The organism is Streptomyces rhizosphaerihabitans, assembly GCF_025399795.1.
Lineage (GTDB): Bacteria > Actinomycetota > Actinomycetes > Streptomycetales > Streptomycetaceae > Streptomyces > Streptomyces rhizosphaerihabitans.
Genome location: NZ_JAODTZ010000015.1, coordinates 30,300 through 46,192 on the forward strand (window position 1 = coordinate 30,300; position 15,893 = coordinate 46,192).

The 15,893-nt window shown below is 70.1% G+C and carries 12 protein-coding genes and 1 pseudogene; 6 read left to right on the plus strand and 7 right to left on the minus strand.

Going from position 1 to position 15,893, the window contains the following annotated elements; genetic code table 11:
- Positions 1 to 11 precede the first annotated feature (11 nt).
- Both N4G66_RS17145 and N4G66_RS17150 read right to left on the minus strand, forming a co-directional pair.
- Positions 12 to 554 (minus strand): isochorismatase family protein, encoded by a 543-nt coding sequence (locus N4G66_RS17145; RefSeq protein WP_261704986.1) that lies wholly within the window; start codon positions 552 to 554, stop codon positions 12 to 14.
- A 19-nt stretch (positions 555 to 573) separates the two neighbouring features.
- Positions 574 to 949: pseudogene (locus N4G66_RS17150) on the minus strand (MarR family winged helix-turn-helix transcriptional regulator); the annotation flags it as partial.
- Between the two features lie 555 nt (positions 950 to 1,504).
- Between N4G66_RS17150 and N4G66_RS17155 the strand changes: the two are divergent.
- Positions 1,505 to 3,388 carry a sialidase family protein gene (locus N4G66_RS17155; protein WP_261704987.1) on the plus strand — a complete coding sequence of 628 codons (1,884 nt, stop codon included), beginning with the start codon at positions 1,505 to 1,507 and terminating at the stop codon, positions 3,386 to 3,388.
- Positions 3,389 to 3,635: 247 nt separating this feature from the next.
- On the opposite strand, the gene N4G66_RS17160 is transcribed toward N4G66_RS17155, so the two are convergent.
- Complete coding sequence (locus tag N4G66_RS17160; RefSeq protein WP_261705092.1) at positions 3,636 to 4,751, minus strand: bile acid:sodium symporter family protein; 1,116 nt, start codon at positions 4,749 to 4,751, stop codon at positions 3,636 to 3,638.
- 170 nt (positions 4,752 to 4,921) lie between these two features.
- On the opposite strand from N4G66_RS17160, the gene N4G66_RS17165 reads away from it, so the two are divergent.
- From N4G66_RS17165 to N4G66_RS17180, 4 genes are all read left to right on the plus strand, one after another.
- Entirely contained in the window at positions 4,922 to 5,794 is an 873-nt protein-coding gene (locus N4G66_RS17165) for a LysR substrate-binding domain-containing protein (protein WP_261704988.1), read from the plus strand.
- 299 nt (positions 5,795 to 6,093) lie between these two features.
- On the plus strand, positions 6,094 to 7,920 hold the full coding sequence (locus tag N4G66_RS17170; RefSeq protein WP_261704989.1) for an AMP-dependent synthetase/ligase: 1,827 nt from the start codon (positions 6,094 to 6,096) through the stop codon (positions 7,918 to 7,920).
- Between the two features lie 221 nt (positions 7,921 to 8,141).
- A complete protein-coding gene (locus tag N4G66_RS17175; protein WP_261705093.1) occupies positions 8,142 to 8,933 on the plus strand; it encodes an aldo/keto reductase in 792 nt (263 codons plus the stop codon).
- A gap of 175 nt (positions 8,934 to 9,108) precedes the next feature.
- Complete coding sequence (locus tag N4G66_RS17180; protein ID WP_261704990.1) at positions 9,109 to 9,804, plus strand: glycoside hydrolase family 75 protein; 696 nt, start codon at positions 9,109 to 9,111, stop codon at positions 9,802 to 9,804.
- Between the two features lie 42 nt (positions 9,805 to 9,846).
- Here the strand turns inward: N4G66_RS17180 and N4G66_RS17185 are convergent, their stop codons facing one another.
- Both N4G66_RS17185 and N4G66_RS17190 read right to left on the minus strand, forming a co-directional pair.
- Complete coding sequence (locus N4G66_RS17185; RefSeq protein WP_261704991.1) at positions 9,847 to 10,548, minus strand: SDR family oxidoreductase; 702 nt, start codon at positions 10,546 to 10,548, stop codon at positions 9,847 to 9,849.
- A 130-nt stretch (positions 10,549 to 10,678) separates the two neighbouring features.
- On the minus strand, positions 10,679 to 11,638 hold the full coding sequence (locus N4G66_RS17190) for a methyltransferase domain-containing protein (RefSeq protein WP_261704992.1): 960 nt from the start codon (positions 11,636 to 11,638) through the stop codon (positions 10,679 to 10,681).
- A gap of 137 nt (positions 11,639 to 11,775) precedes the next feature.
- Here N4G66_RS17190 and N4G66_RS17195 point away from each other — a divergent pair, with 137 nt between their 5' ends.
- Positions 11,776 to 12,552, plus strand: coding sequence for a phytanoyl-CoA dioxygenase family protein (locus N4G66_RS17195; RefSeq protein WP_261704993.1), 777 nt, complete (start codon positions 11,776 to 11,778; stop codon positions 12,550 to 12,552).
- Between the two features lie 27 nt (positions 12,553 to 12,579).
- Here N4G66_RS17195 and N4G66_RS17200 read toward each other — a convergent pair whose 3' ends face one another.
- Both N4G66_RS17200 and N4G66_RS17205 read right to left on the minus strand, forming a co-directional pair.
- Positions 12,580 to 14,298, minus strand: a complete 1,719-nt coding sequence (locus N4G66_RS17200; protein WP_261704994.1) for a glycoside hydrolase family 6 protein — start codon at positions 14,296 to 14,298, stop codon at positions 12,580 to 12,582.
- Between the two features lie 11 nt (positions 14,299 to 14,309).
- Positions 14,310 to 15,788, minus strand: a complete 1,479-nt coding sequence (locus tag N4G66_RS17205; RefSeq protein ID WP_261704995.1) for a cellulase family glycosylhydrolase — start codon at positions 15,786 to 15,788, stop codon at positions 14,310 to 14,312.
- Positions 15,789 to 15,893 lie beyond the last annotated feature (105 nt).

The following is a 15,893-nucleotide window of genomic DNA, read 5'->3' on the forward strand; positions in this document are numbered from 1 at the left end:
TCGGGGGCGGCTCAACCCGCGATGAGGCGCACCTCGCCGGCGGTCACGACCGTGCCGAGGCGCGGGAAGTCCAGGCGGACGGAGGCGTCGTGCTCGGGGGCGGTGAACGCGGCCATCGCGTCCTCCACGAAGACCAGGTCGTAGCCGAGGTCGCCGGCGGCGCGCGCGGTCGACTCGACACCCAGGTTGGTGGCGATCCCGCCGAACACCAGGGTGGAGACGCCGTGTTCGCGCAGCCGTTCGTCGAGGCCGGTGCCCTGGAAGCCGCCGATGGTCCGCTTCACGATCTCCAGATCACCCTCCGCGACGAGTCCGGCGACGAGTCCGCTGCCGGGCGGCTGCTCCGGGACTCCGGACCGCTCGACCCGGATCAACACGACGAGCGCGCCCGCCTTCCGGAATGAGGTCGCCAACTCCTCTGCGGTGGCCAGGACTTCGGTCCCCTTGTGCGGCGCCAGGGGCAACGCCACGATGCGCTCCATCAGATCGACGAGCACGAGGGCGGTGCGCGCCGGGTCGAGGGCGAGGTGGGGTTCGGTTTTGGGTGCGGTCATGACGGAACGTTAGCCCGCATCAGCCGTCCGTACCGGAAATCTGGATCAACAAGCCCATGAACTGCTCTCGTTCGGCCGTGTCGAGCGGAGCCATAAGAGTGTCGTCCGCCTCGCGGGCCACCCGCTCGCAGCGCGCCGGCACGCGCACCCCTCCTCGGTGAGGGACACGGCGTTCTTGCGGCGGTCTTTGGCGTCGGGCGTCCTGACGACCAGTTCGGCGGACTGGAGGTCCTCCAGGACGCCGACCAGGTCCTTCGGGTCGAGCCGGATGCCGCGGCCCAGGCCGGCCCGGGCGACCGACCGAGGCCGAAGAGCGCGGAGAGGACCACGTGGTGCCACATCTTCCGCCCCTCGGCGGCCGGCGCCTCCGCGACGAGGCCCCGGCCCCTGGCGGCGGGAGCGTCCGGGCGTACGACCTGCTCGTGGGCGCCAGGTCGGTGACCGGCTTCCGGCTCGCACGGATCGCCCGTTGCGAGCCGGAGCGGTACGAACTGTGGCCGCGCGAGCCGCGGGCACTGTTCGCCGGCGGGGCGATCCGGCCGACCGTGCACGCCGAGTTCACACTGGAGGACGCCGCGAAGGCGCACCCGGCGATCCAGTCGCGGAGCGACCTCGGCAAGGTGCTCCTGCCCCTGGCCTTCCGCCGGACGGGCGCACAGGCGGGGAAATTTTGGCGTGAACACGACCGATGCACGCTTCTTGTGGGGTGCGTGAGCGCCCAAGTAGCCTCTGCGGCGCGAACGTTGGACGTGGGATGTCCAGAGAATCCGGATTGCCCAGCCGCCGTACGAAGGGCAGGTCGCAGCATGCCGTCACGCCTTTGCACCCGTCTCAGATCCGCCTTCGCCGCCCGCCCGGGAGCCCTTTCCCCCACGCGTCTGCGACCTGTTCTCCCTCCCCGGCCGGGACCCGGCTCCCGCAGCCGCACCCACACCCGCCGGGGACCCGCCTTGGCCACCCGGCCGGGATCCCGCTCCCGCACGCGCCTCGAAGCCGTCCTGACCGCCGCTCTCGGCATCGCCGCGCTGGTCGCGCTCCCGGGTACGGCGCGGGCCGAACCAGCCGCGGTCGGAGGTGAGTTCGAACAGCAGGTGTTGTTCAAGGCCGCCCAGGACCCGGGCTACGCCTGCTTCCGCATCCCCTCGGTCGTCCGGACGACCGAGGGAACGCTCCTGGCGTTCGCCGAGGGACGCGTCCTCAACTGCGGCGACGCGGCCGACATCGACATCGTGGTGAAGCGTTCCGGCGACGGCGGGCACACATGGAGCCCGCTCCAGGTCGTCAACGAGGGGGGCGGGAACACCCACGGCAACCCCACACCGATCGTGGACCGTGAGACCGGCCGGATCGTACTGGCGGAGACCTACAACACGGGCCGCACGGACAGCGCGAGCTGCTCGACGCCGTGCGACCGCACTCCGCATCTCCAGTACAGCGACGACGACGGTCTCAGCTGGTCGCAGCCGCGCGACCTGAGCGACGAGATCCTGCCCGCGAACTGGAACTCCTGGTACGCCACCGGTCCGGTGCACGGCATCCAGCTCACCCGCGGCCGGCACGCCGGACGGCTCGTCTTCGCGGTCAACACCGAGACCTGGAAAGGCAGTCGGGTCACCGCCAACAACGCCGCGCTCATCACCAGCGACGACGGGGGCGACCACTGGGACATCGGTGCGAGCGACTCCTGGCCTATCGCGGACGACGGCACCTTCCGGCAGAAGCCGTCCGAGATGACACTCACCGAGCGCACCGACGGATCGGTCCTGGTCAGCGGTCGCGAGCAGGACGGCACCGACCTCGGGCACCGCACCCAGGCGCTCAGCAGGGACGGCGGCGACAGCTTCGTCTCCCCCTTCCGTGACGTCCCGGACCTCTACGCGCCCCAGGTGCAGGGCTCGACCCTGCGCGTCGGCGACCGGATCCTGCTGTCCTGCCCCGGCGACCCTGACCGCCGCCGGACCATGATGATCCGCTCCTCCTACGACGGCGGCCGCACCTGGGACAGCGTGGACCGCGGAACGGTCGTCACCACCGACTGGTCCGGCTACTCCGACCTGGTGCGCGTCGACGGCGACACCGTGGGCCTGATGTACGAGGGCGGCGCGGTCGACGCGCGCGACGAGATCCGCTTCGCCCGCTTCACCGAGGACTGGCTCCAGCCGCGCCGTGGCCCGGACCCGACGACGGCCGACCTCGCCCCCTTCACCCGGCGGGCAGCGGTCCTCGGCGGCGCGGGGCGGACGGCGGGCGTCCTCGGTGACGCGATGGAGTTCGACGGCACCGACGACGCCGTACGGCTGCCGTATCAGGACCGGCTGCCGCTGGGGACGAAGGACTTCACGGCGTCCCTGTGGTTCCGCTACACGGCCACCGGCGGTGAGCAGCCGCTGCTGTGGATGGGCGGGATCGGTACGACGCAGCCGCAGGTGTGGCTGCGCGGGGAGCCCGCGTCCAACCGGATCACCGGTCTCATCACCACCAGGAACGGCGCGTCGCCCCCGGCAACGGCGTTCGTGCGCACCACGGGCGCGTTCAACGACGGCCAGTGGCACCATCTGGCTCTGCGCCGCGGCGGGGGACAGCTCACGCTGTTCATCGACGGGACGACCGTCAGCACCGCGGACGTGCCCGGATCGGTGAGCCGGAACTCGCCGTTCGGAGTGCACATCGGGCAACGGATGGACAGCCGGGCGTACTTCACCGGCGCGATCGACGATGTGCGCGTCTACGACCGGGCGTTGAGCGACGACGAGCTGTCGGCGCCGCCCTCGCGGCAGGTGACCCGGGACACCGTCCTCTGGCTCCCCATGGACCACGTGACCGGGGACCGCTGACGTCCGTCGTGCCCGACGACGCACGAGCAGGGCGGCGGAACGGGACCGGGTTCGGCATCCCGCCGGCCCTGGTCCCGGCAGCCGTGCTGCTCACCGCCCTCCCGGAGCGCGACCGGGAGGGTGGTGCCACGTGCGGCGCCCGCACCCCGCAGGCGCACCCGGAGCCGAGCGGCGGCGACCGGGGCGTGCTGAGTCACGACGTCAACCGGCTCGACGCCGCGGGGCTCGGCGGGAACGGCCGCGTATCTCAGCCGGAACGTGTCCCCGTACCGACCGCGATGCGTGACGTCGCGGCCGGGGAGACCCGGGATCTGGCGGACCCGCCGGACCCGCCCGCACCGGCGGCCGTTCCGCCCGCGCCCGTCGTCCGCCCGGCGCCGGACGGCTGGTTCGAACCGGAACCGCCGGACTCGCCGGTCACCTCGGGGTCGCGGGCGCGGCGCTTGGCGATCACCGCGCACACCATGAGCTGCATCTGGTGGAAGAGCATCAGCGGGAGCACGGCGAGGGAGGCGTGCGCGCCGAACAGGACGCCGGCCATGGGGAGCCCGGAGGCGAGCGACTTCTTGGACCCGGCGAACTGGATGGCGATCCGGTCCTCCCTGCCGAAGCCCAGGGCCTTCGCGCCGTACCAGGTCAGAACGAGCATCACGCCGAGCAGCAGCGCCTCGACGACGAGGAGTCCCGCCAGCCGGACGGCGCTGACCTGCTGCCAGATGCCCTGCACCATGCCCTCGCTGAACGCGGTGTAGACGACGAGCAGGATCGAGCCGCGGTCGACGTAGCCGAGGACCTTCTTGTGGCGTGTGATGAAGGCGCCGATCCAGGGGCGCAGCAGTTGCCCGGCCATGAACGGCACCAGCAGCTGCAGCACGATCCTGACGACCGAGTCGGCCGAGAACCCGCCGCCGCCGTTGCCGAGGAGGACCGCCGCGAGCAGCGGGGTGATGACGATGCCCGCCAGCGACGAGAAGGAGCCGGCGCAGATCGCCGCGGGCACGTTGCCGCGGGCGATCGAGGTGAACGCGATCGAGGACTGGATGGTCGAGGGGACGAGCGTGAGGAAGAGGAGGCCGGTGTAGAGGTCGTGCGTCAGGAAGACCGGCTCCAGTCCGCGGGCGGCGAGGCCGAGCAGTGGGAACGCCACGAAGGTGCAGATCAGCACCGTGCCGTGCAGCCGCCAGTGTTTGAGTCCGTCCACCGCCTCACGGGTGGACAGGCGCGCGCCGTACAGGAAGAAGAGGAAGGCGATGGCGGCCGTGGACGCGCCCGAGGCGACGTCCGCGGCTGTACCGCTCGCCGGGAACAGGGCGGCGAGGCCCACCGTCCCGAGCAGCAGCAGGATGTAGGGGTCGGCCGGCATCCAGCTCGGCCACTGCAGGCGTTTCACGGTGCTCCACTGCTCGATTGCCCGGTTCGGTGCGTCTGATCGTCATGGCAGGTCGTGCCCTCTCCATCGTCCTCTCCCGGACCGTGATCGGGAATCCGTCATACCGCTCTCACTGTCATCACGTATCGCGATAACGTGGGGGTGTGTACGACCCTTCCCAGCTGCGTACGTTCCTGGCGGTGGCCCAGACGCTGAGCTTCACGCAGGCCGCCCGACGGCTGGGGGTGCGCCAGTCCACGGTCAGCCAGCATGTGCGCCGGCTGGAGGACGCCGTCGGAAGGCAGTTCTTCTCGCGCGACACGCACTCCGTGGAGCTCACGGAGGACGGCGAGGCGATGCTCGGGTTCGCGCGGCGGATCCTGGAGGTGCAGGAGCAGGCGACTGCGTTCTTCGCCGGGACACGGCTGCGCGGCAGGCTGCGGTTCGGCGCGTCCGAGGACTTCGTACTGACCCGGCTGCCGGAGATCCTGGAGGGCTTCCGCTCCGACCACCCCGAGGTGGACCTGGAGCTCACGGTCGAGCTCTCCGGCACCCTCCACGAGCAGCTCGCCGCCGGGCATCTCGACCTGGTGCTGGCGAAGCGGCGGCCCGAGGACCCGCAGGGCGAGCTCGTCTGGCACGACCGTCTGGTGTGGATCGGCGCCCAGCGGCTGCGGCTGGACCCGGACCGCCCTGTCCCGCTGATCGTCTACCCTCCCCCGGGCATCACCCGCGCGCTCGCCCTCGAAGCGCTGGAACGCCAGGGCCGGCCATGGCGCGTCGCCTGCACCAGCGGCAGCCTCAACGGCCTGATCGCGGCGGCCCGCGCGGGGCTCGGCGTGATGGCCCACTCACGGGGACTCGTACCGCCCGGCCTGGTCCGGGTACCGGAGCGAGCGGGGCTCCCGGAGCTCGGCGAGGTCGACTTCGTGCTGCTGCACGGCCACCGCCGACCGTCCGCCCAGGGGGCCGCGGACGCGCTCGCCACAGCGATCCTCGCGGGCGGGGACCGGCTGCACAGAGGGCGGCCGAGCTAGCGGGGCGGGTGGCGCCGCCTGCGAGGTCCGGACACTCGCACCGGTCCCGGAATCAGAGGTTCCGAATCCGCTCCCCGCGGCATCGCGTTCCGGCTCCGGGTCGTAGCGATTCCGTGGAGATTACGGACCCGAAACCTACGGAGCCGTAAGGAATTCTGTCCTACCCTTCCCCTTGTGGGGGCATTTCCGTGACTGACCTGTGCGGACGCCGCGCCCCTCGGCGGTTCGAGGTCCCTCCCGCCCGGTCGCATGGTGGGGTAGCTTTCACGGCGCTGTGCGGAGCGCCACGAGGAGCGGTATTGCGCGAGTTCACCAACCCCCCGTTGGCGTCGGCGCCGCCGGTGGGCGGCCTGGCCGACGTCGTCTTCGACCATGCCCAGGAAGACCCGCTCCACATCGCGCTCGGCCGCAAGGATGAGCGGGGAGAGTGGCACGACGTCACCTCGGCCGAGTTCCGGGACGAGGTCCTGGCGCTCGCCAAGGGCATGCTCTCCCAGGGCATCCGCTTCGGCGACCGGGTCGCCATCATGTGCCCCACCCGCTACGAGTGGACGCTGTTCGACTTCGCTTTGTGGACGATCGGCGCCCAGGTCGTGCCCATCTACCCCACGTCCTCCGCCGAGCAGGTCTTCTGGATGCTGCACGACGCACAGGTGTCGGCGGTCATGGTGGAGCACGAGGACCACGCGATGACCATCGCCACGGTCGTCGACCGGCTGCCCCAGCTGCACAAGCTGTGGCAGCTCGACGTGGGCGCGGTGCACGAGCTGTACGAGGCGGGCGCGCACCTGGACGACGAGGTGGTGCACCGGCACCGCCGCGCGGTCACCCCCGACTCGATCGCGACGATCATCTACACCTCGGGCACCACCGGGCGCCCGAAGGGCTGTGTCATCTCGCACGCGAACTTCATGTTCGAGGCGGACACCGTCATCACCCGCTGGGAACCCGTCTTCCACTCCAAGCGCGGCGACGAGGCGTCCACCCTGCTGTTCCTGCCGCTCGCGCACGTCTTCGGGCGGATGGTGCAGATCGCCGCGTTCCGCGGGAAGGTGAAGTTCGGGCACCAGCCCCAGCTGAACGCGTCCGCGCTGCTGCCGGACCTCGCCGCCTTCCGGCCCACCTTCTTCCTGGCCGTGCCGTACATCTTCGAGAAGGTCTTCAACGCCGCCCGCCGCAAGGCCGAGAGAGAGAGCAGATCCGGCCCCTTCGAGAAGGCCGTCGACATCGCCGTGCGCTACGCGGACGCCGTCGAGGCCAAGGCCTGGGGCATCGGCCCGGGCCCCTCGGCGGGCCTGCGCATGCAGCACCAGGTCTTCGACAAGCTCGTCTACTCCAAAGTGCGGGCCGCGATGGGCGGCCGGGTCAGGCACGCGATGTCGGGCGGCTCGGCGATGGACCGGCGGCTCGGGCTGTTCTTCGCGGGCGCGGGCGTGACCATCTACGAGGGGTACGGACTCACCGAGTCCACGGCCGCCGCGACCGCCAACCCGCCCGAGCTCACCCGGTTCGGCACCGTCGGGCAGGCGATCCCCGGCACGACCGTGCACATCGCGGACGACGGTGAGATCTGGCTGAACGGCGGCAACGTGTTCCAGGGCTACCTCAACAACGACAAGGCCACCGACGCCACACTGCACGACGGCTGGCTGGCCACCGGCGACCTCGGGTCCCTGGACGAGGACGGCTACCTCACGATCACCGGGCGCAAGAAGGAGATCCTGGTGACCTCAGGCGGCAAGAGCGTCTCACCGGGCGTGCTGGAGGAGCGGGTGCGCGACCATCCGCTGGTCGCGCAGTGCATAGTGGTCGGCAACGACCGGCCGTACATCGCCGCGCTCGTCACCCTCGACTCCGAGGCCGTCGAGCACTGGCTCCAGATGCGCGGCAAGCCGCCGCTGTCCGCCGGCGATCTGGTGCGCGACCCCGACCTGGAGACCGAGGTACGGCGCGCCGTGGTCGCCGCGAACACCCTGGTCTCGCAGGCCGAGTCGATCCGTACGTTCCGGATCCTGGCCAACCAGTTCACCGAGGAGCACGGCCTGCTGACGCCGTCGCTGAAGCTGAAGCGCAAGGCGATCGAGAAGGCGTACTCGGCGGAGGTCGAGGCGCTCTACCGGACGTAGTCCGGGCGGGAGCGCCGGACCTGCTCCGAGGACGAGGCCCCTCGGTGTTCCGGCACGATTGATCGCATCATTTCAGCCAATCTCTGATTCGTCGGACCGGGAGCCCGGTCAGGAATGCATCACGGCCTGTGATCGTTGACGATACGAGTACCACCCGACGACTGAAGGATCGAGAGCTCGTGAGCAAGGTCCCCCCGATCATCCTGAACAACGGCGTCGAGATGCCGCAGCTGGGCTTCGGCGTCTGGCAGGTGCCGGACGACGAGGCGGAGCGAGCGGTCGCCACCGCGCTGGAGTCCGGGTACCGCAGCATCGACACAGCGGCGATCTACGGCAACGAAGAGGGCACCGGGAAGGCCGTCAACGGCTCCGGCATCGCCCGCGAGGAGCTCTTCGTCACCACCAAGCTCTGGAACAGCGACCAGGGGTACGACGCCGCGCTGCGCGCCTTCGACACCTCGCTGGAGAAGCTCGGCCTGGACTATGTCGACCTGTACCTGATCCACTGGCCGACGCCGTCCCGGGGCACGTACGTCGACACGTTCAAGGCCTTCGAGAAGATCTACGCGGACGGCCGCGCCAAGGCCATCGGCACGTCGAACTTCCTCCCGGAGCACCTGGCGAAGCTGATCGACGCGACGTCCGTCATCCCGGCCGTCAACCAGATCGAGCTGCACCCGCACCTCCAGCAGCGCGCGACCCGTGAGTTCCACGCCGAGCAGGGCATCGCGACCGAAGCCTGGTCGCCGCTGGGCCAGGGCAAGGGCCTCCTGGAGGTCCCGGCGATCATCGCCATCGCCCAGAAGCACGGCCGCACGCCGGCCCAGATCGTCCTGCGCTGGCACCTCCAGCTGGGCACCATCGTGATCCCGAAGTCCGTGACCCCGTCCCGGATCAAGGAGAACATCGATGTCTTCGACTTCTCCCTGGACACCGAGGACATCGCGGCGATCTCGGCCCTGAACGAGGACCGCCGCATCGGCCCGGACCCGGCCACCTTCGACATCGGCTGACCGACCCGCCCGCGGTCCGCCGCCGGCCCGGATGCTCACCGCATCCGGGCCGGCGGCTTTTTCGCGTCCTTGGACCGGACCAACGCGGCGACAGGTCTTGACGCGGTCATGCAAGCAGGGCCACCTTGTACGGCAACCCGGTAAGGAAAGTTTCCTAACAGAAGGGTCCCCCACAGTGCGCACTCGAACACTGACCCTGTCCGCGGCCGTCGGCGCGGCGCTGCTCGCCGTCGCCACGCTCCCGGCGAGCGCCTCCGGCACCGCCACCCCCCGCTCGGCACAGGAGGGTTCGGTCAGCGCGGCCGCCCTCTTCGCCAAGGTGACGTCCTGTTCGCAGATATCGAGCGGGAAGTACAAGACCGACGACGAGACCTCGGCCACGATCCCCGTCTGCGGCAAGAACGGCGCCGTGTTCTGGAAGGCCGACATGGACATCGACTGCGACGGCCAGGTCACCAGCAAGTGCAGTGCCGACACCGACCCCTGGTTCCAGGACGACACCGCCTTCCACCAGTCCAACGGCCAGCCGCTGCGCGCCGACTCGACTCCCTACGTCGTCGTGCCGAGCACCAGCAGCATCTGGAAGTACACGAGTTCGGGCATCAAGGGCGGCGGTGTGGTCGCCGTCGTCTACAACGGCAAGGTCGAGTACGCGGTGGTCGGCGACACCGGACCGACGAAGATCATCGGTGAGGCGTCGTACGCCACGGCGAACGCACTCGGCATCGACCCCGACCCGGAGACGGGCGGGACCGATTCGGGCGTGACCTACATCCTGTTCAAGAACTCGCAGGTGTCCCCCATCGAGAGCCACAGCGCGGCCGTGTCGCTCGGGGACTCGCTGGCCAAGCAGTTCCTCGCCAACAACTGAGCACCTGCCCGGCGGGGAGGCCCCTCGCCCGCCGGGCCCGGATCAGACGGGCTGGCCGATCGGGCGGACGACGACCGTGTTCACGTCGACGCCCGTCGGCTGTCCCACCGCCCAGACGATCGAGTCCGCGAGCTGGTCCGCCGTCAGCAGGTGCCCCGGCGGAAGGCTGCCGTAGCTGTCCCAGAAAGGGGTCTCCACGCGGCCGGGCGAGATCAGGGTCACGCCCACTCCGTACTCGGTGACCTGGCGCCTGGTGTTCTCGGCGAGCCCGGTCACCGCCCACTTGGTCGCGCCGTAGATGTTGCCGGGCGTGTTCACATGCCCGGCGACACTGCCGATCAGCACGATGCGGCCACGGGTCTCCTTCAGCGCCTCGATGGATGCCCTGATGAGCAGCGCGGGCCCCAGCACATTGGTCAGCACCATCTCGGACCAGCCGGCGGGGTCGCCCTCCGCGACCGTGTCATGGGTGGCGAAACCGGCGTTGGCGACGACGGTGTCGAGCCGCCCGAACTCCTTGAGCGTCGCCTCGACCGCCGCTCGCACCTGGTCGTACTCGGCCGCGTGCCCGACGACCGTCAACAGCCCCTCAGGATTGCCGAGTTCATCGGCGAAGCCGCGCAGTCGCTCCGCACCGCGACCGGTGACGGCCACCCGGTGCCCGGCGTCGAGCAGCCGGCGGGCGACCGCGGCCCCGATACCGCTTCCGCCTCCGGTGATGAGTGCGACGGGAGAGTCGGTCATGGTGTACCCCCAAGAGTGTCCGGCCGGGCGCGGGCCGACTGTACGGCGAGCTCCGGGAGTTCATCACTTGGAGCACACTCGATGTCAAGGCCCACCGGACGTCCCCGCAGCCACGCGACGGTCGCCGGGGCTACTCCGGCTTGACCCCCACGTACACCGTCATCGCCGTCAGGACGAACACGTCCGAGCGGTGGTGCACGCTCGCCTTGTCGTCCGGGTCGAGGAGCCGGTCGAGCGTGGCGAGGTCCTCCGCGTCGAGCCCTTCGGCGAGGCCGTCCCGCCTACGGGTGAGGACCGTGACGACGAAGTCGCGAGCCACGTCCGAGAGCGGGGCCGGGAGGTCGAGGAGGAAGGTTCGGGTCGCCGTGTGGCGCAGGCCGACGGCGGTGAGCAGGGCGGGCCAGTCCTCCGTCTCCGTCACCGATCCGGGCAGCTCGGCGCGCATGCGGGTGAACCACTCGTCGTGCACCGCGTCGATGCGGGCCTCCAGGCCGGGCCGGCCGATGCCGGTGTCGCGCGGGAGGAAGCGCGTGGGCAGGCCGCCCTCCAGCAGGGCGAGGGTGCCACCTGGCGCGAGGCTCCGGACGAAACCCGCGAGGGCGGCCCGCTGGTCACCGACATGGTGCAGCGACCTGCTGGCCCACAACAGATCCGCGGGGTACTCCAAGTCGCCCACACCCTCGGAGAGTTCGGCCTCCACCGTGCTGAAGCGGTCGGCGACGCCGAGCCGCTCGGCGCGGGCACGGGCCTCCGCCAGCAGGGGCTCGGCGGCGTCCACGGCGACGACCCGCGCACCCGGGAACCTCTCGGCGAGCAGGCAGGAGATGACCCCGGGGCCACTGCCCGCGTCCACGATCAGCCCCGGCTCGGGCTGCTGCTCCCGCAGCCACTCGGCCGCCTCGGCGTACGCCGGGGTGAACAGCTCCGCCTCCTGCACCAGCAGGGGCAGCATCTGGGAGAAATCCATGTGGGTGTGATCGTGCCCATGGTTCTGCGCGGGACCGTGGTGGTGGCCGTGATCCTGCGCCGAGCCTTGCTGGTGCGCAGGGCCGTGGCCGCTGCCGTGGTCGTGGTCGTGGTCCTGTGCCATGGGACAAGCCTCTCTCTCGGGATGAGGACAGCGTGCGCCGCCACTCCCGGAAACGGCCAGTCGTGTTGCCCGAACGGCAAAAGAAACCGCCGGAAAACCGGATGCGCCCGCGGGGACCCGTCATCGAACATGGCCGAATGGACGACGCCGACGTCATGCTGGAGCGTTTCCTCGATGACGGCTTCGTGCGGATCGAGGGCGCCTTCCCGGCGCGGGTCGCCGCGGACTGCGTCCGGCTGCTGTGGCAGGAGACGGGCTGCTCCCCGGACGACCCCGCCACCTGGACCGAGCCCGTGCGCTGGATCTCCGGCATGGCCCAGGGCCCCTTCGCTGCCGCCGTCAACTCACCCGCCCTGCACGACGCGTTCGACCTGCTCCTCGGGGAGGGCCGCTGGGAGCCGCGCTACTCCCTGGGCAGCTTCCCGCTGCGCTTCCCGCACGAGGAGGAGCCGGACGACGCGGGCTGGCACATCGAGGGCAGCTATCTGCCCGAGGGCGCGACCTGGTACCACGCCAATCTCCGGTCCAGGGATCGCGCGCTGCTGATGCTGTTCCTGTTCACCGAGGTGGGTCCCGAGGACGCCCCGACCCGCATCCGCGTCGGCTCGCACCTGGACGTGCCGCCGCTCCTGGAGCCGTACGGGGAGGAGGGCGTCTCGGGCCTGGAGATCGCGCCGCTGCTGGTCGAGGCGTCTGCGCACCGGCCGGTCGCTTACGCCACCGGCCGGCCCGGCGACGTATACCTGTGTCATCCCTTCCTGGTGCACGCGGCGCAGCCGCACCACGGGAGCCGGCCCCGGTTCATGGCACAGCCGCCGCTGTCCCCGGCGGCGCCCCTGGAGCTGGAGCGGGCCGACGGGGACTACTCGGCGGTGGAGTTCGCGATCCGCCAGGGGCTGGGGAAGGACAGCTGACCCCTGGCGGACCGCGCGCTCAGCCGGTCACAGGGCCGGGTACGCGTTCTTCATGAGCTCCTGGAACTGGGCGGAGAACCAGTGCCCGGAGAGCGGGGCGTTCGCCAGCGCGCCGGAGAGGCTGTTCCCGTTGCGGGCGTTGCCCGTGTACGTCGGGTCGCACATCCGGTCGAAGCCCTTGCCCTCGTCGTTCGCGATCGCCGTGCTGGAGCCGTCGGACTCGCCCGGAGGCTTCATCCAGACATAGGCGTCGATGCCGGCCGCCGGTGCCGCCTTGGGACGCTCACCGAGGCCCGCGCCCGACTGGTTGCACCAGTTGCCGATGTGGATACGGCGGTCGTAGCGCCCTCCGTCGACGTACGTGTCGACGCTGGTCGTCGCGCCGGGACCGGCGGGCCGTGCCGTGCCGCCCCAGCCGTTCCTGGAGGTGTCGATCAGCATGCCGATACCGGAGTTGAAGCCGACCGAGACGAGCTGGGTGCGGAAGGCCTGCGCGAAGGAGAGCTCGTCGACATAGCGGTTCCAGTCCACCCACTTGGACTGGCGGACCGAGGTGCCGTTCACCGTGTCGTTGATGGTGAAGTTGTTCTCCTTGAGGGCGCTGTAGTTCGCCGTGTTGGTGATGAAGCCCTGGACATCGTTCACCGTCGCGCCCTCGGCGGTCGCGGCCTGCTTGAAGATGTTGGCGGCGGGGGCGAAGTTGTCGTCCCAGCCCAGCCATCCGTGGTGACCGGCGTCGAGGTAGTTGTAGACGTTCGGGATCACGCCGAGCTTGGCGAGCGCGTAGCCGACGCCCTTCACGTAGTTGCCGTTGGCGAGCATGGTGTCGCACGCGGGCGTGGCGGTCGCGCGGCTGCCGGTGTTGGTGACGAGGTTCGGCAGCGAGTCGATCTCGATGGTCGTGACGATGCGCAGCGAGGCGTACTTGGTGTCGGAGAGGATCGCCGCGATCGGGTCGATGAACTGCGTCTTGTACTTGTCGATCTCCGTCGCGCCGATCTCGCCGTTGGAGGCGAGCGCGGCGCAGTCACGTCCGGGCAGGTCGTAGACCACGAGCTGGACGACCTCTTCACCCGTGCCCTTCTGGGCGAGCGCCGCGTCGAGGTGGGCGCGCAGGCCCATGCTGCCGGACGCGCCGTTGATGGCGGCGATCCGGTCGAGCCAGACACCGGTGGGCTGGTTGGAGATCCGGCTGCCGCCGGTCTCGGCGGCGGCCTTCGCCGACCACTCCGGGTTCACGTACACCTTGGCGCCGGCGTACGGGTTGTCGACCTTGCCGGAGGGGTCGGTGCCGCCTCCGCCTCCCCCGCCGCCACTGCCGTCGTCGACGTTGCAGGTCACGCCGTCGAGCGTGAAGGCGGTGGGCAGCGCGTTGGTGCCGCTGTAGGAGCCGTTGAAGCCGAAGCTGACCGAACTCCCGGTCGCCAGTGTTCCGTTGTACGTCTCATTGGCGGCGGTGACGGCCGTCCCGCTCTGGGTGATCTTGGCGTTCCAGCCGGAGGTGACCTTCTGGTTCCCGGCGTACGACCACTTGACCGCCCAGGAGGACTTGGCGGCGCTGTTGTTGGTGACGGTGACGGCGGCGGTGAAGCCGGTGTCCCACTGGTTCTGCACCTTGTAGTCGACGGTGCAGGGGATGGAGGCGACGGCGTTGGTGCCGACGTCGGCGGGGACCGCCGAGGCGGCGCCCGTTCCCGCCGCGATCAGGGCGAGTGCCCCGAGAAGTGCAGTTCTTGCACGGCTCATGTGCGGGTTCCTTATCCGTTGAGGGCGCGCAGGTGGTCGCGCAGCCCGATGCCGTAGGAGGTCGGAGTGCCGTCGTAGTTCGAGATCAGCGACGGACCGGAGGAACAGTCCCAGGTGTTCCAGGTCCAGCCGAGGTACGAGAGCCCCCGGTCGTCGAACCACTTCATGACCGTGTCGACGAAGGCGTGGGAGCAGGTGTTCTCCCCGATCTCGCCCGCCACCAGGGGTACTTGGGCGGCGACCGGGGCGAGGGTCGAGTTCCAGCAGCTCTCGCTCGCGCAGGTGTTGAAGTTGTAGACGTGGTACGCGGCGACGAGATTGCCCGTGGGATCAGAGGGTTTGTACGTCAGCCACTGGCTCAGGTCGTTGGAGTACGCGAGACCGCCGGCCAGGATCAGGTTCTTGGCGCCGGTGCCGCGTACCGCGTCGACCAGGCTCTGCATTCCGGCCACCGGGTAGGAGATGCCGGGGCAGGTGCCGCCGTCGCGCCAGCAGGTCCACGCCTGGGTGGTCGTGGAGGTCGCGCGGTCCGGGTAGGGCTCGTTGAACAGGTCGAACGCGACGGCCGGGTCGTCCTTGAAGGTGTTCGCGACCGAGGACCAGAAGGACGGGGTGTACTGCGCGTCGGGCATGGGCTTCTGGCAGGTGGCGTGCACATCGGAGCAGCCGGCCGAGTTGCCGGTGTACTGGCCGTACGTCCAGTGCAGTTCGACGAGCGGGGTCATGCCGTGCGCCTCGACCTTGGCCACCAGGTCCTTGACCGCGGCGATGTAGTTGGCGCCGGCGTACTCCGGTTTGATGTTGGACAGGCCGAGCCAGCACTCCTCGTTCAGCGGAATGCGGACCGTGTTGACCTTCCAGTCGGCGATCGCCTTGACGGAGGCGTCGTCGACGGGGCCGTCGAAGAAGCCGTAGCCCTGGACGCACATGAACTCGCCGCCGGAGCGGTTGACACCGAGCATCCTGCGGGTGGCTCCGGCGGAGTCGACCAGCTTGTTGCCCGAGACGTGCAGTTTCGGCGCCTCACCGCCGGTCGGCGGCGGGTCGGTCGGCGTCGGTGTGGGCGTCGGCTGGGCGTCCACATTGCAGGTGGTGCCGTTGAGCTTGAAGGCCGTCGGCACCGCGTTGCTTCCCGACCAGGAGGCGAGGAAGCCGGCGCTGACGCTCGCGCCGGTGGCCAGCGAGCCGTTCCAGCTCTCGTTGGACGCGGTCACCGTCGTGCCGGACTGGGACCACTTGGCACTCCAGCCCTGGGTGACCTTCTGGCCGCCCGAGAAGTCGAAGCCGAGACTCCAACTGCTCAGCGCTGCCATGTTGTTGGTGATTTTCACGGCGCCCTGGAAGCCGGTGTCCCACTGACCGGTGACCGAGTACTCCACCGTGCACGCGGGAGTTGCTCCCGAGGCCGTGACGACCGGCGCGACAGCCGTGCCCACGAGGGCGACCGCGGCGCCGATCACTAAAAGAGACAAACGCGGGGGGTGACGCATGAAGCGACTCCTTGCAGATCTGGCGCGCCTTGATCGACGCGTCGACTGATGGAACCGCTCCCACTGGTGCCGATGAAGCTAGCGCCAAGTTCCACTGTTGGACAG

What these genes read in the sequence shown, in the direction of transcription:
- N4G66_RS17190 (WP_261704992.1), bottom strand. Translation starts at nt 11,638, where the DNA reads ATGGCACAGGACCACGACCACGACCACGGCAGCGGCCACGGCCCTGCG.
- N4G66_RS17205 (WP_261704995.1), bottom strand. Translation starts at nt 15,788, where the DNA reads ATGCGTCACCCCCCGCGTTTGTCTCTTTTAGTGATCGGCGCCGCGGTC.
- N4G66_RS17200 (WP_261704994.1), bottom strand. Translation starts at nt 14,298, where the DNA reads ATGAGCCGTGCAAGAACTGCACTTCTCGGGGCACTCGCCCTGATCGCG.
- N4G66_RS17185 (WP_261704991.1), bottom strand. Translation starts at nt 10,548, where the DNA reads ATGACCGACTCTCCCGTCGCACTCATCACCGGAGGCGGAAGCGGTATC.
- N4G66_RS17195 (WP_261704993.1), top strand. Translation starts at nt 11,776, where the DNA reads ATGGACGACGCCGACGTCATGCTGGAGCGTTTCCTCGATGACGGCTTC.
- N4G66_RS17145 (WP_261704986.1), bottom strand. Translation starts at nt 554, where the DNA reads ATGACCGCACCCAAAACCGAACCCCACCTCGCCCTCGACCCGGCGCGC.
- N4G66_RS17175 (WP_261705093.1), top strand. Translation starts at nt 8,142, where the DNA reads ATGCCGCAGCTGGGCTTCGGCGTCTGGCAGGTGCCGGACGACGAGGCG.
- N4G66_RS17160 (WP_261705092.1), bottom strand. Translation starts at nt 4,751, where the DNA reads ATGCCGGCCGACCCCTACATCCTGCTGCTGCTCGGGACGGTGGGCCTC.